A 24,970-nucleotide genomic window follows, 5' to 3' on the forward strand; every position below is an offset into this window, starting at 1 on the left:
CGTCATTCCCTACAGTGAGGAACGAGCGTGATAGGGAATCTCTTGCATGCCTTAAAAGAAAGATTCCAGATATCTCGTCCCTCGATTCTGGAATGACGATTCGATAAATAGAGATGAAACACGCTCTTCGAATCTCGTATCTCGTTGACCCGTACCTACTCCAACACCATACAAAACAAAAGCCCCGAGCAGCTAGGCTACTCGGGGCTTTCTTATTTATTCTAAAACGTATTGCTTGAATAGCTAGAAGCTAGTCAGCTGGCAATTAAGCCTTAGCTGGACGTGCCGCACGCTTACGTTCGTTTTCAGTAAGAAGCTTCTTACGGATACGTACGTTAAGTGGCGTTACTTCTACTAGTTCATCTTCATCGATAAACTCAAGAGCTTGCTCTAGAGTGTGCTTGATCGGTGGAGAAAGAACTTGTGCTTCATCAGTACCAGATGCACGAACGTTCGTTAGCTGCTTACCTTTCAGACAGTTTACTGTCAGGTCGTTTGAACGGTTGTGAATACCGATTACTTGACCTTCATAAACTTCATCAGCGTGCTCTGTGAATAGACGACCACGAGCTTGAAGGAAGAATAGAGCGTAAGTAAGAGCTTTACCAGTCGCGTTCGAGATTAGAACACCGTTGTTACGTTGACCAATGATACCGCCTTTGTAAGGACCGTAGTGATCGAACGAGTGGTAAATAAGACCAGAACCAGACGTCATTGTAAGGAATTCAGTTTGGAAACCGATAAGACCACGAGAAGGCATCATGAAGTCCATGCGAACACGGCCTTTACCATCTGGTGCCATATCTGTTAGCTCACCCTTACGTAGACCGATGCTTTCCATGATCGCACCTTGGTGCTCTTCAACTACATCGATAGTAACCGTTTCGAACGGTTCCATTTTCTGACCATCTTCTTCTTTGATGATTACTTCTGGACGAGATACTGCTAGCTCGAAACCTTCACGACGCATGTTTTCGATCAGGATAGAAAGGTGAAGCTCACCACGGCCTGATACGCGGAAACGGTCTGGACTTTCAGTTTCTTCAACACGTAGTGCAACGTTATGAACCAATTCTTTTTCAAGACGCTCAAGGATGTTACGTGAAGTTACAAACTTACCTTCTTTACCCGCGAACGGAGAAGTGTTTACTTGGAAAGTCATTGTTACTGTTGGTTCATCAACAGATAGAGGTTCCATTGCTTCAACATTGTTTACGTCACAGATAGTGTCTGAAATTTTCAGCTCACCAAGACCTGTGATTGCGATGATGTCGCCAGCGTTAGCTTGTTCTACTTCGTGACGCTCAAGGCCTAGGTAACCAAGTACAGTACCTACTTTACCGTTACGTTTTTTGCCTTCAGCATTCACGATAGTTACTTGTTGGTTTGGCTTAACCGAACCACGAGTAACACGAGCAACACCGATAACACCTACGTAAGAGCTGTAATCAAGTTGCGAAATTTGCATTTGTAGTGGACCGTCAAGGTCAACTGCTGGCGCTTCTACTGTATCAACAACAGCTTGGAACAATGGTTCCATGTTCTCGCCAGTTTCGCCTTCAGTCATTGTTGCCCAACCGTTTAGAGCTGAAGCGTAAACAACGGTGAAGTCTAGTTGCTCATCTGTAGCACCTAGGTTGTCGAAAAGGTCGAATACTTGATCCATAACCCAATCAGGACGAGCGCCTGGGCGGTCAATCTTGTTGATTACAACGATTGGCTTAAGACCGTGTGCGAATGCTTTTTGCGTTACGAAACGAGTTTGAGGCATTGGGCCATCAACTGCGTCAACGATAAGCAGAACAGAATCAACCATAGACATGATACGCTCAACTTCACCACCGAAGTCCGCGTGTCCCGGAGTATCTACGATGTTGATGCGGTAATCATTCCAGTTGATTGCTGTGTTCTTAGCAAGGATTGTAATGCCACGCTCTTTTTCGATGTCATTCGAATCCATGACACGCTCTTCAGCTTCACCACGAGACTCAAGAGTGCCTGACTGTTGTAGTAGTTTATCAACCAAAGTCGTTTTACCGTGGTCAACGTGCGCGATGATCGCGATATTTCTTAACTTATCAATCTGTGGAGTAGACATGGATTCTCGATTCACTCATAAAAGTAGCCGTCACTTATCTCAAAAGTTTGGATAATAACCGCTAGCTTGATTTAAAAAACGGTCAATAATATACCAGATTCTAGACAAAAACCCAGAAATATGTGATCTCAACCAAGGCTTTTTTCTTTATTAGCGATTCATATCCGCTTAACTTTGGTTCCGCACAGTGTCTAGTCGACTAATTCGTAGGGTTATCGAAAAGCATCACCCGCGAAGTGGGCAATCAAATCTCCGGCAAAATAACAAAAGTGGATTGACAACTTAGGCAATTCATTGCTGAATGGTGTTCGCTTATGTCTCATATTGGTGCACAGATAAATCATTGCACCAATGCAGTGCAACCACAGATCATTTTGGTGCAAAAAGCAAAGTAAGCAAAACAAGCAAATAAGTAAATCATTGAAATTAATGGAATAATTTTTTTGGCACGTTTTTGGCTATAGATAAATCAGCATCGATTAATGCACGTATAGACATTAATCAATGCTGGTTTCAACCGAATCGAGCTAATACCGAATTAATAACACTGGAGGTTATCCAAGATGTCAGTAGAAAATGTACTATCCCTGATCCAAGAGAACGAAGTTAAATTTATCGACTTACGTTTTACTGATACAAAAGGTAAAGAGCAGCACATCTCTATTCCTTCTCACCAAGTTGACGCAGACTTCTTCGAAGAAGGCAAAATGTTTGACGGCTCTTCAGTAGCTGGTTGGAAAGGCATTAATGAATCTGACATGGTAATGATGCCAGACGCAGCTTCTGCTGTACTGGACCCATTCACAGAAGATGCAACACTAAACATCCGTTGTGACATCCTTGAGCCTGCAACAATGCAAGGCTACGACCGTGACCCACGCTCTATCGCTAAACGTTCTGAAGAATACCTACGTTCTACGGGTATTGCAGACACAGTTCTAGTGGGTCCAGAGCCAGAGTTCTTCCTATTCGATGACGTTAAGTTCTCAAACGACATGTCTGGTTCTTTCTTCAAGATTGATGATGTAGAAGCAGCTTGGAACACAGGTTCTGACATCGAAGGCGGTAACAAAGGTCACCGTCCTGGCGTTAAAGGCGGTTACTTCCCAGTTGCTCCTGTAGATTCATCTCAAGACATCCGTTCAGCAATGTGTCTAGTAATGGAAGAGATGGGCCTAGTAGTTGAAGCTCACCACCACGAAGTAGCAACTGCGGGTCAAAACGAAATCGCAACTCGCTTCAACACGCTAACAACAAAAGCGGATGAGACTCAAATCTACAAGTACGTTGTACACAACGTTGCTCACGCATTTGGTAAAACAGCGACATTCATGCCTAAGCCACTCGTTGGTGACAACGGTTCTGGTATGCACGTTCACCAATCTCTAGCAAAAGACGGCGTTAACCTTTTTGCTGGTGATAAGTACGGCGGCCTATCTGAAATGGCGCTTTACTACATCGGTGGTGTAATCAAGCACGCTCGTGCAATCAACGCATTTGCTAACCCGTCAACTAACTCGTACAAGCGTCTTGTACCTGGTTTTGAAGCTCCGGTAATGCTTGCTTACTCAGCACGTAACCGTTCTGCTTCTATCCGTATCCCAGTAGTACCAAGCCCGAAAGCACGTCGTATCGAGCTACGTTTTGGTGACCCAGCAGCTAACCCGTACCTATGTTACTCAGCAATGCTGATGGCTGGCCTTGACGGTATCAAGAACAAGATCCACCCAGGCGAAGCTATGGATAAAGATCTATACGACCTTCCAGCAGAAGAAGCGGCTGAAATCCCAACCGTTGCTGAATCTCTAGAAGTAGCACTTAAAGCGCTAGACGACGATCGTGAGTTCCTAACAGCTGGCGGCGTATTCTCTGACGATTTCATTGATTCTTACATCACACTGAAATCTGACGACGTACAACGCGTGAACATGGCAACACACCCACTTGAGTTTGAACTGTACTACTCAGTTTAATCCTCAGTCGGTTAGCATGTAATTCTTACTGCAGTAAAAGCTACTGCAACATGTAAGAAGCACTAAAAAATATTAGGCTCGCCTCGCAGGCGGGCCTTTTTTCTATTCTCCCTCCCCCTGAACCCTCGTAACATACTCGATATCAAGCACAACAAAATTAGCGGCACACGTGAAGCAACCTTGCTATAAAAAATAGGCTAACGATATGAAAAACATACTGTTACTTTTCGGTTTAATGGTCACACTATCGTGCTCTGCTCAAACGGTGTACACCTGGGAAGATGAAAATGGTGTGATCCACTTTAGTGATACTCCTAGCGCTCAAGATGCTAAAGCTCTTCGCTTGCCTGACGTACAAGCTTCCGCGCCTGCCCCTGAATTTGAAACCTCAACGCCTGTTGATTCAACAGATTCATCTCCAACGAAAACGGCAACACCAGCTCAAACTCAGGAAAAAACAGAGAACACGAAACGAGAGGTACCCGCTCAACTAGCCCTCACCATGCTGACTCCAGTTCATGATCAAACCATCCGCAGCAACCGTGGCTTAATCCCAATAAAAATAGAACTCAACCGCAAGCTTGGTATTGGAGAGCAGTTGCAATTGATGCTCGATGGTCGTCGTTATGGCGCTCCACAAACCCAACCTATTTGGGAATTGAAAGGTATCGATCGAGGTACTCACACCATTGCAATTCAAGCACATAGAAGCGGCAAGCTTATTGCATCTACTAGTCCAGTCACCGTGTATTTACATCGAGCGACGCTCAAGTAAGCCAATGTGTTAAAAGAGGCCAAATTACCTCTACTTTTCACCTGATCGAAGCAGCTTTCAGCGACTCTAAGGAATTATCTTTAGCTTCTGGTTGATATGCGCCATACTTGAACTTAGCTGCGCACCAATTTGGTGCAGTGAGAAAAACACCAGTTCAAGGACGAAATAGTGAATCGATCAGCCAAAAGCGACAGCATAGATACACATCATCTTTCCAGCGCCATTCTCGACAATATGGTGACCTCAACATTGATGCTCGATGAGCAACTGTATATCCGATACGCCAACCCGGCGGCTGAACAACTCTTTTCGCAAAGTGCACGACGTATCGTTGATCACCCTCTGAGCCAACTTATCCAACACGCCTCACTGGATTTAGCGCTGTTGACTCAACCGCTACAAAGTGGCCAGAGCATTACCGACAGTGACGTTACCTTTGTGGTTGATAACCGCCCACTAATGCTTGAAGTCACGGTGAGCCCAATCTCTTGGCAGCGAGAAACGCTGTTATTGGTTGAGATGCGCAAGATAGATCAACAAAGACGCCTCAGCCAAGAGCTCAACCAACACGCACAACAACAAGCGGCTAAACTATTGGTGCGCGGATTAGCCCATGAGATTAAGAACCCATTAGGTGGATTAAGAGGAGCCGCGCAGCTACTTGGTAAAATGCTCCCTGATCAGTCCCTTAATGAATATACACAGATCATTATTGAGCAAGCCGACCGCCTGAGAGCTTTGGTCGATCGCCTTCTTGGCCCACAGAAACCGGGGACCAAATCGGAAGAGAACCTTCACCAAATACTTGAAAAAGTAAGGCAACTCGTCGAGCTAGAATCAGGTTCAACACTCGTCATCGAACGAGACTACGACCCGAGCCTACCGGACATCTTGATGGATTCGGCACAGGTAGAACAAGCCATGCTCAATATTGTGAGTAATGCGGCGCAGATTCTGAAGGCTCAAGAATCAGGAAAAATCACCATTCGCACCAGAACGGTGCATCAAGCAAACATTCATGGTCAGCGACACAAACTCGCCGCTCGCATTGAGATTTGCGACAACGGCCCCGGCATCCCCGATGATTTAAAAGACACGCTGTTTTACCCGATGGTCAGCGGACGAGAGGGTGGCACAGGGCTGGGACTATCGATTTCTCAAAACCTGATCGATCAGCACAATGGAAAAATTGATGTTGAGAGCTGGCCGGGCAACACCACATTCACGATTTACCTACCCATTTAGGTCAACAGAACCTCGCGATTGGACAGCGAGACGAAAGGCTTAACTCGGTAACACAAAGATTAAAGACATCATAAAAACAACAATGATTATCACAATAGATTTGGCTGCAAAGGAATTGAATTATGAGTAAGGGATACGTTTGGGTCGTCGATGACGACAGTTCTATACGCTGGGTCGTAGAAAGAACACTGTCATCTGCGGATATAAAGTGTGAAACATTTGCTGATGCTGAGAGCGTATTGCTTGCTCTTGAGCGCGAAACACCAGACGTTTTGGTGTCCGACATTCGCATGCCTGGCATTGACGGGATTGAGCTGTTACACCAAGTTCACCAGCGCTCTCCCGACCTGCCAGTGATCATTATGACCGCGCACTCAGACCTCGATGCGGCGGTGAATGCTTATCAAAAAGGCGCCTTTGAATATCTACCAAAGCCGTTCGATATTGATGAGACACTGACTCTAGTAGAGCGAGCCATCGCACACAGCCAAGAGCAGAAACGCGAGCAAGCCAGCGAAGTAGCCGAAGAAACCAACGCACCAGAAATCATCGGTGAAGCACCGGCAATGCAGGAAGTTTTCCGAGCTATTGGCCGTTTGTCTCGTTCATCCATTTCGGTTCTTATTAATGGTGAATCGGGGACTGGTAAAGAATTAGTCGCACACGCACTGCATCGCCACAGCCCAAGAGCTAAAAAGCCATTCATTGCGTTAAACATGGCGGCAATCCCTAAAGACTTGATCGAATCAGAGCTGTTTGGCCACGAGAAAGGCGCTTTTACTGGCGCTAACAGTGTTCGCCAAGGACGCTTTGAGCAAGCCAACGGCGGTACTCTGTTTCTTGATGAAATAGGCGATATGCCACTCGATATTCAGACTCGGCTACTGCGCGTGCTTTCTGATGGTCAATTTTATCGCGTAGGTGGGCATTCTGCGGTTAAGGTTGATGTTCGTATCGTTGCAGCAACCCACCAAGATCTTGAGCGCTTGGTGCATGATGGTGGTTTTCGTGAAGACCTTTTCCATCGACTGAACGTTATCCGAATCCATATTCCGGCACTGCGCGAACGTAAACAGGACATTGAAAAGCTGACTCACCACTTCCTAGCCTCCGCCGCTGAAGAGCTTGGTGTAGAAGTGAAGACACTGCACTCAGAGACCATCATGAAGCTCAATCAGCTAAATTGGCCGGGTAACGTACGTCAGCTTGAGAACATTTGTCGTTGGTTAACAGTAATGGCGAGCGGTAGCGAAATACTCCCTTCCGATCTTCCTCCTGAGTTGTTGGAAGAGAAGGTTGTGATCAGCGAAGGTACTGATGGTAATTGGCAACAACTGCTGGCTAGCTGGGCCAAGAGTGCACTTGATTCTGGTGAAAAAGAGCTACTGACGTATGCTCTACCTGAGTTTGAGCGTATATTACTAGAGGCCGCACTCAACCATACCAATGGCCATAAACAAGATGCAGCGAAAGTTTTAGGATGGGGAAGAAATACCCTGACTCGTAAACTCAAAGAGTTGTACTGATATTTATATGCCTCTAGATACATATTTTTTAAAGCTAAAAAAGTGTCGCTTGCTTTGAATAGTATCGGTACAATTACAGTACACTATCTATCCAAACTGTAGCTAAAGATGTCTTTGAAAACGCAAATTACCTTGAGAACCGCAGTGGTTCTGCCATTCGTGATGATATTTCTCTTCACTATGAGCGTAATGGTTTTCACTCAAAAGCAAAGCTACAAAGAGATGGTGAGTGATGTAAGTGCACGCCAACTAACATCACTTACTGACCATGTTCATCAAAGCCTGTCCAACTTTTTAGAAAAGCCATTTCACGCGAACCTCTCGCTCAGCCATAACATCGGCTACCACCACCTTTACCAAGCGGGAAACCTTAGCAAGGTCCAAGACTACATTCTTTATACGTTTTCAGACCATTTCACTGCTATACCTCAACTCGATGTGATCGGCTTTGGTTCTGAAGATGGTAACTATGTCGGTTTTCGTAAAGAAGCTAACAACGGCTATACCTTGATGGTACAAGACGAGCGTACTAGCGATCAGCTGGTCATTTACCGTGGAAGCAAGATCAGCGAAGACATTCGATCTGTGATTTCAGGTTACGACCCCAGAGTCCGCCCTTGGTACACACCCGTTTCGACGCAAAAAAAGGCTGTATGGTCGCCAATTTATGCCAATGCAGATGAACGCCAAGAGATCACCTTATCTGCCCTCGCCCCTATCTATGATGACAACGAATTCAAAGCCGTCGTCGTTAGCGACATTAAGATCAATACCTTCAATGCATTTCTCAAAGAACTCAAAGATAAAACGGATGCCTCTGTTTATATCATTGATAAACAGCAACGCTTGGTCGCTCACTCAGGCGGAGGTAGCGTGGTCTCTTGGGGAACAGGGAAAACCAATAAGGGCCAACGCTTACTGGCATCAGAGAGTGCTAACCCGGTAATACGTGAAAGTGCTAGCTACGTAGACCAGTTTCACCTAATCGATAATTTGGCCGTGCAGCGCTTTAGCTTCCGCCTAGACAACGAACGATACTTCAACCAGATCACCCCTTATGAAGATGAGCACGGCATCACTTGGTTTATTGGTATGTCGATCCCAGAAAGTAGCCTACTTGGTGAGTTACCAAAAAACCAAAGAAACAGCTGGTTACTCGGTCTAACGCTCAGTTGCATTGGTATTATCGCTGGATTAATTGCCTTTAATCGCGTAACTCAACCCATCACTTCAACAGCAGGGGCAGCAAAGCGCCTCGCCAAAGGTGACTGGGATACGAGCATGCCAAAAACGGGCAACATCTATGAAATTAGCATGTTAACTGCGTCATTTAATGAAATGACCAACAATTTAAAGGCTTCTTTTCAGGCGTTACAGGCTCAACTTACCTATGACTCATTAACTAAACTGTATAGTCGTGAAGGCTTTATTGATACAGCCAAGAAAAACCCTGAAAACGAAAAAGGTACACTTTACTTAATTGGTATTGACCGCTTTCGAGATATTAATGATAGCCTCGGCCATTACAATGGTGACCAACTGCTTATCATTGCGGCTGCTCGTTTAAGAGGTACGCTGCCATCGAACTTCCTGTTAGCTCGAACTGGCGGGGATGAATTTGCGATTTACGCTCCTAACATCAATCAAATAGATGACGTCCAGCTACTGACGAGCCGCTTACTTCGAATTTTTACCTCCCCATTTGCCATGGAATCAGAAAGCGTGGTCATCAAAGTATCAATGGGGGTCGTGAATGTCTCGAACGTCAACGACATTACACTGCTGCTACGCAACAGCAGTATAGCCTTGAGCAACGCAAAGCAAGACAAAACCAGTGTCAGTATTTACAACCCAGAAATGGGCAAAGCATCGAGATATCGAACCAAGATGCTGGCACGTCTTAACAAGGCAATTGAGCTTCAGCAGTTCGAGCCCTTCTATCAGCCTATAATCGACCTGGAATCTGGAGCTACCATAGGTGCCGAGGCTTTGGCTCGTTGGGTAACGGACGAGGGTATAATCTCACCTTTGGAGTTCATTCCTTTAGCAGAAGAAACAGGATTGATATACGACATTGGTAAGCAGATTTTGCACAAGTCATGTCGAGATACCGCAATAGCGATTGAATCTGGAAAATGGAATAAAGACTTCTCTATTCACGTTAACTTATCTGTCGACCAACTGAGTGAAAGCGGATTCATTGAATTGGTTAAAACCACGCTGCGTGACACCAAATTACCAGCCCAAAACCTGACGCTAGAGATCACTGAATCACGCATCGTCGACAATGACCAAACCATCATCGATAATATGCTGACGCTAAAAGCACTAGGTATCTCGATTGCAATTGATGACTTTGGTACCGGCTATTCGTCACTGGCTTACTTACACAAACTGCCATTTGATTGCTTAAAGATCGATCGCAGCTTCGTCAGAAAGCTCGAAAAAGAGAACCTAGACAGCTCAATCGTCGCGGCCATCGTTAACATCACCAAAGGTTTCAAAGTGAGCTTAGTGGCAGAAGGCGTTGAGACACAGCAACAGGCAGAACTCCTCAAGCAATTAAAATGCCCACTGGCTCAAGGGTTCTTATACAGTCGTCCAGTTCCATTTGATCAGTGGCCTACCGACCTCGGCACCAAGAAAAACACCAAGTTTAAAGCGAATAACAAAGTCGAACAAAACGCAGAGGCCAAAGAGAGCACCAAAGAGAGCCTTGCCTAAATCAAGCAGAAATCGAATGAGTCAGATACAAAAATGCCAGCATAATGCTGGCATTTTTATTTTTCTATTCTCTATCGAGCTATTAAATGACGCGAGAGAATTGCTGTTGGCGAGCCTTGGCACGTAGGTATTTATCAAAACACATACAGATGTTACGGATCAGCAAACGGCCACGCAAAGTCACGCGGATTTCTTTATCATCGACTTCAACCAACTCATCGTTGATAAAGGTTTGTAGAAGCTCTAAATCTTCTTTGAAGTAGCGATTAAAGTTAACCAAGAACTCAGATTCGATCATGGTTTTATCAAGCTTAAAGTTACAGATAAGCTGTTTGATCACTTCACGACGTAGAAGGTCGTCACTGTCTAGAGCCACACCTTTCCAAAGTGCATGACGCAGGTCATTCACCTGAGCGTAGTACTTCTTCAGCTCTTTCTGGTTTTGTGCGTAAGCATCGCCAACCATAGAAATCGCAGAAACACCGAAGCCAATTAGGTCAGCTTCACCTTGAGTGGTGTAACCTTGGAAGTTACGATGCAGAATACCTTCACGCTGTGCTACTGCTAGCTCATCTTCAGGTAATGCGAAGTGATCCATACCGATAAACTGGTAACCCGCACCGGTTAGCGTCTCGATAGTATCTTGTAAGATAGCCATCTTCTCTTTAGCTTCAGGTAGATCTTCATCTTTAATCTTACGCTGCGCAGCAAACAGTTGCGGCATGTGTGCGTAGTTAAATACCGATAAACGACCCGGTTTCATTTCTAACACTTGCTTCAATGTTTCCGCGAACAAAGCTTGAGTCTGCTTTGGTAGGCCGTAGATCAAATCCAGGTTAGTTGAACGGAAGCCTAGCTCTGTCGCACGTTGAACCATGGCAATGATGAACTCTTCATCTTGCTCACGGTTAACCAATTTCTGTACTTCTTTATTGAAGTCTTGCACACCAATGCTCAGACGGTTGAAACCTTCATTACGAAGGTGGTCAAGTACGTCTAGCTCAATTTCACGCGGGTCAACTTCAATACTGATTTCGGCGTCAGCGACGAAGTTAAACTCTTCACGCAAAATACCCATCAAACGAGTGATTTGTGTTTTGGTCAAGAACGTTGGTGTACCACCACCGAAGTGCAGTTGAGTCACTTTACGGCCATTCAATAAAGAGGCGCGTTGGCGTATTTCATGTTCAATCACATCCAAGTACTCATCCGCTTTATGCGAGTGACGAGTAATGACTTTATTACAACCACAGTAGTAACAAAGCTTGTGACAGAATGGGATATGCACGTAAAGAGAGAGTGGACGCTCAGGATATTGAGTACACGCCATGTCGTAATCAGCGACAGTAAACGCTTCATGAAACTCCAACGCAGTTGGGTATGAGGTGTAACGAGGTCCCGAATAGTTGTACTTATTTAAGATCTCTTGATCCCAAACGATTTGCTGATTCGTTGTTACTGGCTTGCTCGACATAGCGGTATTTCCAATTTAGATCCGCGAGAACCTAAGGTCTCTCAAATCATTTTACATACATTAAAATATAGACGGGTTATTTTGCCACACGACCAGTAAGGTCGTTCTAAGACAAAATCAATTTTTCAGACAAAAACTCAGAACTGCTAGCTTGATCACTAACAAAGCGTCGGGATTAACGAGACGCAAAAGGTAAGAAGGCTCATTTAACATTGTCTATTAAAAGACAAGGCGACCTAAAAACAATATGCATTTAAGACAAAGCGTCTTAAATGCATAGGTATTAAAAGCAGCGCGTCTTAAAAACTGAATGTTAGACAAGCCTCTATATTAAATAGTCTTAGTGACTAGAGCATCTGAATATTGATTTGGTTGTTGAGCGGCTTAACCTTCTCCTGCAACCTTTTCAAGTCTTCAATGACCGCATCATTCAAGCGAGTCTCCGCCTTATGGCGTGTGAGATTCTGCTGCATGCGCTCTTTCTTCGTCAGTTCCTGCCTTCCGTCTCCGCGAGCCATATCTTTTACGATATGGTACAGCTCAGAAAGAGCAGGATACTCAGAATCAAAATCGACACGCTCATCACCCTGAACGTTATCCATAATGATACACACTCGGATACTGATCTCAGGTAAGTCACACTGGCCTTGAATACCCGCTAAGCACAAAGTATTTACGTTTTCGTAAATCGTCGCGTTACGTTTTTCAATGGCAAGTGCTTGATGCTGCTTTTGCAACTCCGTCTGCTTCTTCACTTGAAGTAGAAGGTAACCTGCGTAAGAGCCCAAGCCGAGAATGATAATTCCACCAGCAATTGCTAATAAGGTTACGTTCATTGGCTATTAACCTTTAAAGCTGTCTAAATCGAAATCTTCGAATTGAGATAGCAAGTCTTCGTCAGAGCTCGCTTTCTTCTTAGAGGCAACCGGTGCTTCTTCGAAGATCTCTTCTTCATCGTCTTCTGGCTCTAGTAGACCTAAGCGGCCCATTAGGTGTTCGATACGATCAAGTTTCTCATCAACAAACTTCTGTAGACCTGCACCTAGGTTTTCACCATTTTCGATACGATCTAGCAATGTGTTCAGTTGAGCATCATTCTCAAGCATCTCTAACTCTTGTTCGTTAGATAGCTTGCGCTCTTGTTTCGTCGACTTCTTAGCTGGTTCAACAATCAGCGGGATTTTTTTCTTGCTGCCTAAACGAGGGTCGCGAGCTAGTGCAGCTTTACGCTGTTTTGCTTCGCTACCATCTGAGTGACGGCTGCCCGACTTAAGGCCTTTACGCTTTTTAACACGCTTACGTTCACGACCTTCAACATCAGATTCACTACGGTTACGAGTAACCATAGGTTCCGGAGCGCCAAGAGCTCCCGGTTTTCTTGATTTCTTACTACGACCCATTACTGCACTTTCCTCAGTAAAATTACATCATTTCCAAAAAATTCTAGTTCGAGCTTATCCCGCTCTGCCAAAAACTGGAATGTTTGACGACTAAAGAAGACGACATGTGTCGGGTCATTCTTGTAGTGCCAACCAGCAAACGCGTCTACGTCTATTACTAGCTTAGTCATAAGACCAATCCAGCCCTTGGGTTTAACTAAATTCAACCATTGCTGCCACACTTTGTCTGGGTGATAAAGATGCTCTATCACCTCCGTGGCAGTCATAAAGTCATACGTTTTTTCCAACACAGAAGTTTCTGGGTGGTAATAGATATCGTACAACTCCATGGTGTGTCCGGCTTCTTCTAACATAATAGATAGCGTAGGGCCTGGGCCACAACCAAAATCCAACCCGTGTGAGTTAGATGAAATTTTGTCTGTTAGTGGATCCGCGATGCGAGATAGAAAACGGCGATAGCCTGCATCACTAGGATCGTTCTCATGGAGATCATAGTGTGCTTTCTCTTCTTTTGCTTCTAACCTTTGTTCAGGTTTAACAAATACCAGTTCACATTGCTGACACTGCAGATAGGCTCTGCGTTTGTCTTCAAAATAGTGATTCACGCCTTGGTGATGGCATAAGGGACAAGTATACATAGCACATCCTTAAACAGGGATGCGAAACATACCAGAAACTGAGTTTATAGTGGAGTGGTATTGGGTGTTTTTTCATCAAATCAATAAAAAAAGCGATAGGAAAACCTATCGCTCTCTAAATCTGCCTATATCGGCCAAAATTTGCATACTCAACTTGGTACACAAATCTCCATTTGTTATTGGTGCTTTCCATGCCAAATTTGTTTGTTGTTCATCATCCTGATGAGTTTTGGCTATCCTTTTCTAACACCTTGTTGCTGGGCTGTCCTAGCCTGATCCGTTTCTGTCTATACCGTTAGACTAGATGACCATCCGTATCTAAGTCAGCTCCTAGCTGATGGCGGCTACTTTACCTTTTTACAAAAAGACTACAAGAGTGCGAGCTCACACTTTTGTACACAATTCGAACACACATTGATAAATTAGACATTAACACAAAACGCATAAATGAAATCAATACAAAAGAAAACGCCCCAACCATTACTGATCGGGGCGTCTCTTCAATCTCGCTCGAACGTACATTTCATTGCCCTGGCTAAGAGCAAGAAACCGACATATTAGTGTAAACCACCAACGTACTTCGATAAGGTATCAATATCTGCGTCTGTTAACTTTTTAGCTACATCACGCATCATCGCATTCATGTCGTTATTACGGTTACCATCGCGGAATTTCTCAAGTTGAGCCTTGATGTAATCTGCGTGCTGACCTGAAATCTTAGGGAAACCAGAAAGTTCGGTACCATTACCACGAGGGCCGTGACAAGCAATACAAGCCGTTACGCCGCGTTCTGCGTTACCCGCGGTGTAAAGAACCTTACCTTCATCTACTACATTTTCAGGAGTAGAGTTACTAGAGATAGGGAGAGATGCGTAGTATGCCGCTAGGTCAGCCATATCTTCTTCAGATAAAGGCATCGCCATTGCACCCATTACAGGCTCGTAACGACCTTGCTTACCACCACTCGTCATACCTAGCTTAAGCTCTTTTAACTGCTTCTCTAGGTATTTCTCGTGTTGACCAGCCAGCTTAGGGTACTGAGTGATCAGACTGTTGCCGTCAGCACCGTGGCAGGCAACACATGTTTGTGATTTGGCTTTACCAGCTTCAATACTACCTTGAGCCCATACTGAGCAGCTGGCTAAAAGACTCAAAATTAGCGCTAATTTCTTCATGACATTCCATTATAATTATCAAGCTTCCAGTACCACTCTATGTTGCCACTCATGGTACAATAGGCGACCTTATGCCGAGCACGGTTATTTTACACAAATTCACAAAAAAGTAATCAATCGACTACACAAAGTCGAGATGGAGTTAACAGTGAGCGTAAAAATTCATTATCAAAACACGCATTTCATTACCAGTGCACCTGATATTCGTCACTTACCAGAAGACGAAGGGATCGAAATTGCGTTTGCAGGACGCTCCAATGCTGGTAAATCTAGCGCACTAAACCGCGTTACAAACCAAAAAAGCTTGGCGAAAACCAGTAAAACACCCGGTCGAACTCAGCTAATTAACCTATTTAAGGTGACCGACGGCTGTCATATCGTCGATTTACCTGGATATGGCTTTGCTCAAGTACCGCTTGAGATGAAGAAAAAATGGCAGAAGTCGCTAGGCGAATACCTACAACGACGTGAAAGCCTAAAAGGTTTAGTGGTATTGATGGATATCCGTCACCCAATGAAAGACCTTGACCAACAAATGATCTACTGGGCTATCGATAGCCGTATCCCGGTACAAGTTTTGTTAACAAAAGCAGACAAACTGAAAAGTGGCGCGCGTAAAGCACAGCTACTGAAAATTCGTAATGATGCGAAATCTTTCGGTGGTGATGTTGCCGTTGATGTCTTCTCTTCAATGAAGGGCATCGGCGTTGACCAACTGCGTGCCAAGATGGATGAATGGTTTGCTCCGGTATTTGCCGATCAAATCATTGATGAGTTAGCTGACGAAGAGCAAAACGACTCAGAGTAGTTCTTCTATCTATAGCTTTATCTATAATTAGAAGTTAAAGCACTTACAGCAAGTGATTTAGCCTTATTAATACCCTTCCTCATATAGGTGGGGTATTTTTTTGCCCAAAAATTAGTGAGTTAAACCTAAGTCTTGAGAATTAAAGACAAGATTAACCAGTTAGAAACGAGAGAAGTGAACCATACTAAAAGACACATCTAAATAAACAGAACAATGAGAAAGGAATACTCATGTGGAAAACACCGTTGGCCATCATTGCACTAATGCTGGTCTCATTGACAGGGTTCGCCTCTGAAGCAGAACAAGAACAAGCCCCACTGATCAATGTTGATATGACCTTGGACTTGGATGGTATGGAAAAATACGCTCAAGATGCGAGTGAGTCTCTTGAGGTGATATCGCAATCTTTGCAGGCGATCGTCAACAACCCCAACCTTAGTGAAGACCAACAACAAGCTCTGAACCAAACCGTTGAAAGCATCAACAAGCTTGCGAGCTCTACCAAGACATCACTCAATCAACTCCCACAAGCCTTAGATCAATCTCGACTCGCCTTTAAAAAGACCAGTCAAATGCTGTTGGATGATATTCAGACCAAGATCATCATTGCGTTAGCAGCCGTTATCGCTGTCATTGTTATCGCTTTGACTGCTATCTACCTACTTATCCTAAAACCCATGCAGCAAACCTTAGTGAAAGCGACCAACAATATCTCTTCTATGGCGCAATCTATCCAGATCACGGCCGAAGCTCTGAAATACAGCACAGAGAAACAACAGGAAATCATGGACTACATTGAGCATTCACCCACTCAATGTACTGATAAATAAGACGTAATCGATCAATGCATTATGAGTTACTTGTAAAATAAAAGTTATTTTCAAGAATAAAACAATGCACTTAGAGACGGATTAAAATTACCAATTGCTGATTGAATTCCAGATCTAAGGCAATCGAGTGTTTATCACGCTACTTGGGGGAAACGTAACAAAAGGCACTAAAAATGGGAGATTTTACGGGGGAATAGTAGGTTGGAGATATTTTTCTTTCGCACAAGAAAAAACGCCCCAGTCAAATACTGACTGGGGCGGCTGAATCAGCCTAATCCAATAACGTGAAACAAAAGGTCTGAAAGATAGAACATCTTACCTCTGTACCCTACAAGATTTAATGTACAACAATTGCTCAGAAATGAAAACCGTTTTTGTAGTTTTTTTTCATGAATGTTTTATTAAAACACCCAAACTCTTCTTGTAGCTCAACTTTATTCGAGACAAAAAAAAGCCAGTGTTTGTGCACTGGCCCATACTAATTTACTCAATAAGGTCAAAAACTGATTAGTGGGCTTGATCCCAGTTGTCACCGTGGCCAGCTTCCGCGACCAGCGGTACTTCTAGCTCTGCAGCGGATTCCATCAATTGTTGTACTTTACTTTCAATTTCGGCTAAAGCTGACTCTTCCACTTCGAAGACCAATTCATCGTGTACTTGCATAAGCAGTTTCACACGACCATCACCTTCCGCTTGAATCCACTCATCCACTAGCAGCATCGCTTTCTTAATAATGTCAGCAGCTGTGCCTTGCATTGGTGCGTTGATCGCCGCACGTTCAGCCGCTTTACGACGCATGCCATTACGAGATTGAATTTCAGGAAGGTGCAATCGACGACCGTAAATGGTTTCAACGAAGCCTTGCTCTGAAGCAGCACTGCGTGTGTCTTCCATGTACTGCATTACACCAGGGTAACGTTCAAAGTAAGTGTCCATGTAGTGCTGTGCTTCACCACGAGGAATCCCCAGTTGCTTAGCCAAGCCAAAGGCACTCATGCCGTAAATAAGACCGAAGTTAACGGCTTTAGCACGACGACGCTGTTCAGTGGTAACTTGATCAATAGCCACACCGATAATCTCAGCAGCCGTTGCCGCGTGAATATCTTTGCCTTGTTGGAACGCTTCCAGCAGCGCTTTATCACCCGATAGGTGCGCCATGATACGCAATTCAATTTGAGAGTAATCGACCGCTAGGATCTTCCAACCATGTTGTGCAACGAATGCTTGGCGAATACGACGACCTTCTTCATTACGAATTGGGATATTTTGTAGGTTTGGATCAGTCGAAGACAAACGACCGGTTGCCGTTACCGCTTGGTGATAAGAAGTATGAACGCGACCCGTTTCAGCGTTGATCATCTTCGGCAATTTATCGGTGTAAGTAGACTTCAGTTTCGCCAAGCCACGATACTCAATGATCAGCTTAGGCAACGGGTAATCAAGGGCCAGCTCTTGCAACACTTCTTCGTTAGTTGAAGGCGCACCTGATGGCGTTTTCTTGATAACTGGCAGACCCATTTTCTCAAACAGGATCGCTTGCAGTTGTTTTGGCGAGTTCATGTTGAACTCTTGCTCTGCAATCTCGTAAGCTTTCTGCTCTAACTCATCCAGACGAACCGCTATCTCTTGCGATTGAGCCCCTAACAGCATGTCATCGATGAATACGCCAGTACGCTCAATGCGAGACATCACAGGAATCAGTGGTACTTCGATTTCTTCATAAATGGTTTTAAGCTTTTCATCTTGCTCAATGTTTTCCATTAGGCGGTTATGCAGACGTAGTGTCACGTCAGCATCTTCTGCAGCGTATGGAGACGCTTCACCCAGCTCAATCTGGTTGAAAGTAAGTTGTTTCTTACCTTTACCTGCAATTTGCTCAAATGAGATGCAGCTATGCTGTAGGAAGCGTAGCGCTAGGCTGTCCATATCGTGCTTGCCACCTACGCTATTGAAAACGTAAGAAGCCAACATAGTGTCGTGTTTGATGCCCTTCATCTCGATACCGTAGCGCGCTAGCACACTCATATCGTACTTCAGGTTTTGACCCACTTTAGCTTGAGCATCATCTTCAAGAATCGGTTTAAGTTGTTCAAGTACCCAATCACGACCCAGCTGTTGCGGTGCATCTAGGTAATCATGAGCAACTGGTACGTAAGCGGCAACGCCCTCTTCCGTCGCAAATGATAAACCGACTAGATTCGCGACCATGTAATCAAGGCTGTCTGTCTCAGTATCAAAAGCAAACAATTCAGCTGCTTTAAGCTTTTCTAACCAAACATTGAATGACGCTTCATCTAGAATCGTTTCGTAGTTACTGCGATCAATCGTCACAGCAGACGTATTCATCTCTACAGTAGACGTTGTTGCAGAAGCGCTGCTGCGTACTGATCCCGATTTTTCATCAGCTTCAACCACACCACTGCCGCCTTCAAGCAGCTCGTTCAACCAAGATTTAAAGACCAGTTGACCGTATAACTTGATCAACTCATCGATATTGGGTTGTGCTTTTACCAATGACTCAGGCGTCTCTTCAAGCTCAACATCTAGCTTGATTGTTGCAAGCTCGTAGGACATGTCAGCATTGGCTTTATTATCAGCCAGCTTCTTAGCCATCGTCTTCGAACCGCGGAAACCAAGCGCCGCAATATCATCAAGATTCTGATACAACTTTTCGATACTACCAATGCCTTGTAGTAAAGCCGTCGCTGTCTTGTCACCGACACCCGGAACACCAGGGATGTTATCGACTTTATCGCCCATCAGTGCCAAGTAATCGATGATCAGTTCTGGCGGGATACCAAACTTCTCAATCACACCTTCGCGATCCATTACCACGTTGGTCATGGTGTTGATCAGAGTAACGTTGTCATCAACTAACTGCGCCATATCTTTATCACCAGTACTGATAAGTACCGGCATCCCCATCGCAGAAGCTTGAGAAGCAAGCGTACCAATCACATCATCCGCTTCAACACCGGGAATAGAGATAAGTGGCAAGCCCATTGCTCGAATCACATTGTGCAGCGGTTCTATTTGGCAACGAAGGTCATCGGGCATGGGTGGACGGTTTGCTTTGTACTCTGGGTACATGTCATCACGGAACGTCTTTCCTTTCGCATCAAAAATTACAGCAATACGATCAGAAGCAAATTGACGCATCATGCTACGTAGCATGTTAACCACACCGTAAACAGCGTTGGTTGGGATATCACCATTACTCATGGTGCCAGGGTAAGCATGGAACGCGCGATATAGGTAAGAAGAGCCATCAATCAGGATCAATGGATTATCAGGAATACGAGCCATAATGTTTGTGTATCCAGTAAGTACAGAAATTATCTGTTAAGAATGCCACGTCTGTTGGTTGGATTCCATGTTGCCGATCTGTATCCGTTCACTCGGTTGTATTCGTTATAATCGATTTGTTGTTATTTTTTGTTCTTAGACGCAAGCGTTCTGTGGATAACTCTGTTTATATTATTTATCCACCCTGTTGAGAAGTAAGGTTAAGAAATCAAAAAACACCTACAACACACTGAAAATAAAGAACAATTTTACAGATCGAACACATGATCAACGATCTTTTTACGATCCTGCATTGTGGAAAAGAATGCTGATGGCGTTTTATTCATAAAAAAACGTGCCACTAAATATGCATATTGTTGAATTTGAGGTATAAAAAAAGCGACACCCGAAGATGTCGCCTAGCAAAAACTGGTAAAGCCATTCAAATTGAATACCACAGCTTTACCTAAAAGCTATAAATTACACTGGAAGCAATGTGAGCAATGTCGTGTCAAAAAGAACTTAGTACAAGTTCGCGAGAATTCTGTTGGGTAACCAAGTTGATACTTGAGTACTTAACATCCTTGTGAACATTTCCTCATTCCCTAAGACAGGGTTAATAATAATGATTCTCATTTAATAGTCAACAACTAAATGATAATAAATCTCATTAAATTCATTTTAAATGGTTTATCTCCCCGATAAAGCAAATCATTAAGCTGATAATTGCTTCACGAAATGGATTCGATTTTCATTAATCTCTTCTTTTTCTTCCAGTTTTTCTATTCGATAGCCATTTTTCAATAGTAAACACAGCATCGCAGGAAACTGGTTACGAGATTTTACTTTCAGCTGCTCATAATCCCGCTCTTGTGCCCACTGCTCCTGAACATCTAATTGAGCTTGTGCGACCCCCTTATTTCTTGCAAGCGGTGACACACCACCAAACCAACTATAGAAAGTATTTGAGTTAAGCTCATAACCAATTTTAAAGCCGAGTAACACGTTCGCCTCTTCAGCCACTAAGATCAGGCTCTTTTTCCCTTCAAGCCGAGCTGTCAGTGAAGCGACACTCTCTTTTCTAGCAAACTCAGAGATCTGCTCGACAACAGACACAACCTCCTCCAGTGAACCTTCACGTACTATGACTGACATCTTCTTCCATCCTTATAAGCGAAAGGGCTGACACAATGGCCAACCCTTTTACTGAATATCACTTAAGTTAACGTTAAGTTGTTACTTTTCTTTTAAATGCTTGGCTGCTTGTGCATTGTCTTCTGCAAGCCACTCTGCCACATCTTTGGCGAAGTAAGTAAGAATGCCATCAGCACCAGCGCGCTTAAAGCATAACAGTGATTCCATGACGGTTTCGCGCTCTTTCAGCCAACCGTTTTGAATCGCCGCTTTATGCATCGCGTACTCACCAGACACTTGGTAAGCATACGTTGGCGCTTGAAGTTCATGCTTCACACGACGCACGATATCAAGGTAAGGCATGCCAGGCTTAACCATCACCATGTCTGCACCTTCATTAAGATCCATCGCCACTTCATGAATCGCTTCATCGCTGTTCGCAGGATCCATCTGGTAGTTCTTTTTATTACCACCTTTCAGGTTCGAAGCGCTGCCGACTGCATCACGGAATGGGCCGTAGTAGCACGATGCGTATTTCGCAGAGTACGCCATAATCTGAGTATGAATATAGCCCGCTTCTTCTAATGCTTCACGGATCTTACCAATACGACCATCCATCATATCCGACGGAGCAACTACATCTGCACCGGCTTCAGCATGCGATAACGCCTGCTGAATCAACACTTCAGTCGTTTCATCATTCATCACGTAACCATCTTCATCGATAATGCCGTCTTGGCCGTGAGTAGTAAATGGGTCCAGTGCAACATCAGTAATCACACCCATATTTGGCACGTGCTCTTTTAATGAACGTACCGCACGCTGCACTAAACCTTCGGAGTTATGAGCTTCAGCCGCGCATAAACTTTTAGCATCTTGGTTCACGACCGGAAACAGAGCAATCGCAGGAACACCCAATTTTGACAGGTAATCCGCTTCCTCAAGCATAAGGTCGATAGACAGACGCTCAACACCCGGCATTGACTCGACAGGCTCGCGGCGGTCTTTACCCATCAGGATAAACATTGGGTAGATGAGGTCATCCACAGACAATTGATTTTCTGCCATTAGGCGACGGCTAAAGTCGTGCTTACGCATACGGCGCATACGGCGACCTGGGAATTGACCTTGAATTGAAACAGACACTAGATTCTCCTTGCCTAGTCTAAGCACCGAAATGCTTAGATATGAAAAGTGCTAAATACAGGCAAAAGCATATCACTGATGGCTCAGGACGCTAGCAGTAAAATATAAAACCCACTCAAAAACAGGGATAAATGGCAAAAAATGACCTTCTCCTCACACTGCCGTATACTCATGACAACTCAGTAAAGACTGCTTTCAGGACAAAATAATGATCGACACCCATGCTCATATTTACGCGAGCGAATTCGATGAAGACCGTGAACAAGTCGTGCAGCGCGCACTGGCTCAAGGTATTGATACCATTCTATTGCCGAACATCGATTTAGATTCTATCGAGCCAATGTTAGCGACGGAAGCTCAGTTTCCTGATGTGTGTCGTTCAATGATGGGCTTACACCCTTGTTATGTGGATGCAAATATCGAGCAAACCCTCAAAACCATTCGAGCTTGGTTTGATAAACATGACTTTATCGCCGTGGGTGAGATTGGTATCGACTTGTACTGGGATAAAACCTTCAAGGCTGAACAAGAGATGGCTTTCGTGACTCAACTGCAATGGGCAAAAGAGCTCGATCTGCCTGTGGTGATCCACACTCGAGATTCCATTGAAGAGACACTGACTCTACTTCGTAAAGAACAAGATGGCAGTTTACGTGGCGTATTCCACTGCTTTGGCAGCAGCTTAGAGGAAGCCCAGGCAATCAACGAGCTAGGCTTTCACTTAGGTTTAGGCGGTGTATCGACCTTTAAGAACTCAGGAATGGACAAGGTGATTCCATATCTTGATATGAATTACGTCATTCTAGAGACAGATTGCCCGTATTTAGCACCAACACCCAATCGCGGTAAACGTAATGAGCCAGCCTACACGGAATTGGTAGCAAAACGCATCGCTGAATTGCGTGGCATTACCCTTGAAGAAGTCGACAGTATAACGACCAGCAACGCTAAATTACTGTTTGGTTTATAATATCAATCACAGTAAGTCATCAGAAATAACGCAGTGATCGAGCTTTAAAACAAGTGAGCGTAACCCGTTGTTTATGAAGATGGTATAATCGACATTCGATAAAATACATAAAAAAAGCGGCCCTAGGCCGCTTTTTTTATGTATTTGTTACTGTAAGACTCTAATAAATCAAACTATTGCAACTTTTACGAATTAAGAGTCAGCTTCTTGCTCTTCATCCGCATCTGGCTTACGCACATAGAAACGCGCGAAGAACAGACCAATCTCAAACAGAATACACATTGGAATCGCCAACAGTGTCTGCGAGATCATATCGGGAGGTGTCAGCATCATACCGACGATAAAAGCACCGACAACAATGTACGGACGCTTTTCAGACAGAGCCTTAGGCGTTGTCGCCCCCGTCCAACATAACAAGATAATCGCTACTGGTACTTCAAAAGCAATACCAAAAGCAAAGAACAGCGCGAGTACAAAATCGAGATAACTTGATATGTCTGTTGCGAACTCTACCTGCCCTAAGGAAATAGCCGTGAAGAAACTAAATACCAATGGGAATACTACGAAGTAAGCAAACGCCACACCACAGTAAAACAGCAAAGAACTTGAAGCCAATAACGGCATGATCAAGCGTTTTTCATGCTTGTACAAACCCGGAGCAACAAAGGCCCACACCTGATACAAAATAAACGGCACAGCGACAAAAATAGACGCGATTAAGGTTAATTTTAGCGGTGTAAAAAATGGCGATGCAACATCTGTTGCGATCATCGTCGCCCCTTCAGGCAGACGATCTACCAAAGGTGCTGATACGAATTCATAAATATCATTAGCAAAATAAATTAGCCCGACAAATATCACTAGCACCGCGACAATCGCACGTAGTAGGCGATTACGTAATTCTAGAAGATGGCTAATTAAAGGCTGTGTCTGCTCAGTCGAAGACATGTCAAACCTCTTAAACAGGAAGATCGAAAAGGAGTCGCGTGTATCTATCCAGTTGAATTGGTATCCACTTGAATAGTTATTAACTTGAATAGCTACATCTAGCGACTCAAGTATCTGGCGACTCCTCCTTGCGAGACTATTCGGCTTTCTTATCTGACGGTGCTGAAGCTTCGCTGTTGACCTGAATGGTTTCAGATTCCACAGTTTCCGTGACACTAGGTTCAGTATCACTTGGCTTATCAGACTCAGGCTTAGCATACGGACGTTGAACTTGAGCAGCGGCCTGCTTGAGTTCATCGACTGACGCTTTTAGGTCTGGAGATAAATCTTCCATACCCATTTTTTCCGCCTTGCGTAGGTTTTCTTGCAGCTCTTGCACCTTAAGCTCGTGAGAAAGTTCATCTTTCACACTGTTTGCCATGCTTTTCGCTTGTCCAACAAACTTGGAAATACTACGAATCGCAACGGGCAAACGCTCAGGTCCTAACACCACTAACCCAACGACAGATATTAATACCAGTTCCCAAAAACCGATATCAAACACGATTTACGCCTGCTCTTTGTCTTTCTTTGTTTCAGCAGTTGTTTCAGCGCTAGCTTCTTTCTTCTGCTGTTCAATATTCTTTGGTTCAAAGTCTGCATCTTTCTTATCTGCAGGCTTGTCTTCATCGCTCATTGCTTTCTTGAAGCCTTTCACCGCTGAACCTAAGTCACCACCCATGCCGCGTAGTTTCTTCGTTCCAAAAAGTAAAATTACAATCACAGCAATGATTAGAAGTTGCCAAATACTGATACCACCCATTGTCATTGTCCTCGGGTCT

General features: G+C 44.3%; 21 protein-coding genes. 8 read left to right on the forward strand and 13 right to left on the reverse strand.

All coding sequences use genetic code 11. From position 1 onward, the window contains the following. Positions 1 to 265 precede the first annotated feature (265 nt). Positions 266 to 2,098, reverse strand: a complete 1,833-nt coding sequence (typA, locus tag K08M4_RS14300; protein ID WP_086050279.1) for a translational GTPase TypA — start codon at positions 2,096 to 2,098, stop codon at positions 266 to 268. Positions 2,099 to 2,661: 563 nt separating this feature from the next. Here typA and glnA point away from each other — a divergent pair. The 5 genes from glnA (at position 2,662) to gepA (ending at position 10,341) form a co-directional block, all read left to right on the forward strand. After that, positions 2,662 to 4,071: a glutamate--ammonia ligase gene (gene glnA / locus K08M4_RS14310; protein ID WP_004735585.1), complete on the forward strand. Its 1,410-nt coding sequence runs from the start codon at positions 2,662 to 2,664 to the stop codon at positions 4,069 to 4,071. Between the two features lie 205 nt (positions 4,072 to 4,276). Continuing rightward, positions 4,277 to 4,846, forward strand: a complete 570-nt coding sequence (locus K08M4_RS14315; RefSeq protein WP_086050280.1) for a DUF4124 domain-containing protein — start codon at positions 4,277 to 4,279, stop codon at positions 4,844 to 4,846. Between the two features lie 168 nt (positions 4,847 to 5,014). Further along, a complete protein-coding gene (gene glnL, locus K08M4_RS14320) occupies positions 5,015 to 6,091 on the forward strand; it encodes a nitrogen regulation protein NR(II) (RefSeq protein WP_198299301.1) in 1,077 nt (358 codons plus the stop codon). A 122-nt stretch (positions 6,092 to 6,213) separates the two neighbouring features. Then, positions 6,214 to 7,617, forward strand: a complete 1,404-nt coding sequence (glnG, locus tag K08M4_RS14325) for a nitrogen regulation protein NR(I) (RefSeq protein WP_086050281.1) — start codon at positions 6,214 to 6,216, stop codon at positions 7,615 to 7,617. 108 nt (positions 7,618 to 7,725) lie between these two features. Further along, on the forward strand, positions 7,726 to 10,341 hold the full coding sequence (gene gepA, locus K08M4_RS14330; protein ID WP_086050282.1) for a phosphodiesterase GepA: 2,616 nt from the start codon (positions 7,726 to 7,728) through the stop codon (positions 10,339 to 10,341). 82 nt (positions 10,342 to 10,423) lie between these two features. On the opposite strand, the gene hemN is transcribed toward gepA, so the two are convergent. The 5 genes from hemN to K08M4_RS14355 all read right to left on the reverse strand — a co-directional run bounded on the left by hemN (position 10,424) and on the right by K08M4_RS14355 (position 15,028). Then, positions 10,424 to 11,815, reverse strand: coding sequence for an oxygen-independent coproporphyrinogen III oxidase (gene hemN, locus K08M4_RS14335; protein WP_086050283.1), 1,392 nt, complete (start codon positions 11,813 to 11,815; stop codon positions 10,424 to 10,426). Positions 11,816 to 12,162: 347 nt separating this feature from the next. Beyond that, positions 12,163 to 12,651, reverse strand: a complete 489-nt coding sequence (locus K08M4_RS14340) for a DUF2489 domain-containing protein (RefSeq protein ID WP_086050284.1) — start codon at positions 12,649 to 12,651, stop codon at positions 12,163 to 12,165. Between the two features lie 6 nt (positions 12,652 to 12,657). Beyond that, on the reverse strand, positions 12,658 to 13,215 hold the full coding sequence (gene yihI, locus K08M4_RS14345) for a Der GTPase-activating protein YihI (RefSeq protein ID WP_004735577.1): 558 nt from the start codon (positions 13,213 to 13,215) through the stop codon (positions 12,658 to 12,660). Then, positions 13,215 to 13,853 carry a class I SAM-dependent methyltransferase gene (locus tag K08M4_RS14350; RefSeq protein WP_086050285.1) on the reverse strand — a complete coding sequence of 213 codons (639 nt, stop codon included), beginning with the start codon at positions 13,851 to 13,853 and terminating at the stop codon, positions 13,215 to 13,217. The genes yihI and K08M4_RS14350 overlap by 1 nt, the downstream gene beginning before the upstream one ends. A gap of 557 nt (positions 13,854 to 14,410) precedes the next feature. Further along, entirely contained in the window at positions 14,411 to 15,028 is a 618-nt protein-coding gene (locus K08M4_RS14355) for a c-type cytochrome (protein WP_009848044.1), read from the reverse strand. A gap of 148 nt (positions 15,029 to 15,176) precedes the next feature. Between K08M4_RS14355 and yihA the strand changes: the two genes are divergently transcribed. Together yihA and K08M4_RS14365 are read left to right on the forward strand one after the other, a co-directional pair. Next, positions 15,177 to 15,836 (forward strand): ribosome biogenesis GTP-binding protein YihA/YsxC, encoded by a 660-nt coding sequence (yihA, locus tag K08M4_RS14360; RefSeq protein WP_009848045.1) that lies wholly within the window; start codon positions 15,177 to 15,179, stop codon positions 15,834 to 15,836. A gap of 230 nt (positions 15,837 to 16,066) precedes the next feature. Beyond that, positions 16,067 to 16,666, forward strand: coding sequence for a GTP-binding protein (locus K08M4_RS14365; protein WP_086050286.1), 600 nt, complete (start codon positions 16,067 to 16,069; stop codon positions 16,664 to 16,666). 266 nt (positions 16,667 to 16,932) lie between these two features. Here K08M4_RS14365 and spfP read toward each other — a convergent pair whose 3' ends face one another. From spfP to hemB, 4 genes are all read right to left on the reverse strand, one after another. Next, positions 16,933 to 16,980, reverse strand: coding sequence for a small protein SpfP (gene spfP / locus K08M4_RS22580; RefSeq protein WP_438356636.1), 48 nt, complete (start codon positions 16,978 to 16,980; stop codon positions 16,933 to 16,935). 193 nt (positions 16,981 to 17,173) lie between these two features. Further along, complete coding sequence (gene polA, locus K08M4_RS14370; RefSeq protein ID WP_086050287.1) at positions 17,174 to 19,972, reverse strand: DNA polymerase I; 2,799 nt, start codon at positions 19,970 to 19,972, stop codon at positions 17,174 to 17,176. A 693-nt stretch (positions 19,973 to 20,665) separates the two neighbouring features. Further along, positions 20,666 to 21,106 carry a GNAT family N-acetyltransferase gene (locus K08M4_RS14375; protein WP_086050288.1) on the reverse strand — a complete coding sequence of 147 codons (441 nt, stop codon included), beginning with the start codon at positions 21,104 to 21,106 and terminating at the stop codon, positions 20,666 to 20,668. An 81-nt stretch (positions 21,107 to 21,187) separates the two neighbouring features. Beyond that, complete coding sequence (gene hemB, locus K08M4_RS14380) at positions 21,188 to 22,231, reverse strand: porphobilinogen synthase (protein ID WP_086050289.1); 1,044 nt, start codon at positions 22,229 to 22,231, stop codon at positions 21,188 to 21,190. Between the two features lie 208 nt (positions 22,232 to 22,439). On the opposite strand from hemB, the gene K08M4_RS14385 reads away from it, so the two are divergent. Beyond that, on the forward strand, positions 22,440 to 23,201 hold the full coding sequence (locus K08M4_RS14385) for a TatD family hydrolase (protein WP_086050290.1): 762 nt from the start codon (positions 22,440 to 22,442) through the stop codon (positions 23,199 to 23,201). 192 nt (positions 23,202 to 23,393) lie between these two features. On the opposite strand, the gene tatC is transcribed toward K08M4_RS14385, so the two are convergent. From tatC to tatA, 3 genes are all read right to left on the reverse strand, one after another. After that, positions 23,394 to 24,149 carry a twin-arginine translocase subunit TatC gene (gene tatC, locus K08M4_RS14390; protein WP_086050291.1) on the reverse strand — a complete coding sequence of 252 codons (756 nt, stop codon included), beginning with the start codon at positions 24,147 to 24,149 and terminating at the stop codon, positions 23,394 to 23,396. Positions 24,150 to 24,285: 136 nt separating this feature from the next. Next, positions 24,286 to 24,693 (reverse strand): Sec-independent protein translocase protein TatB, encoded by a 408-nt coding sequence (tatB, locus tag K08M4_RS14395; RefSeq protein WP_086050292.1) that lies wholly within the window; start codon positions 24,691 to 24,693, stop codon positions 24,286 to 24,288. A 3-nt stretch (positions 24,694 to 24,696) separates the two neighbouring features. Continuing rightward, positions 24,697 to 24,951, reverse strand: coding sequence for a Sec-independent protein translocase subunit TatA (tatA, locus tag K08M4_RS14400; protein ID WP_004735565.1), 255 nt, complete (start codon positions 24,949 to 24,951; stop codon positions 24,697 to 24,699). Between the last annotated feature and the right edge of the window lie 19 nt (positions 24,952 to 24,970).

Source organism: Vibrio syngnathi, from assembly GCF_002119525.1.
Taxonomy (GTDB): domain Bacteria; phylum Pseudomonadota; class Gammaproteobacteria; order Enterobacterales; family Vibrionaceae; genus Vibrio; species Vibrio syngnathi.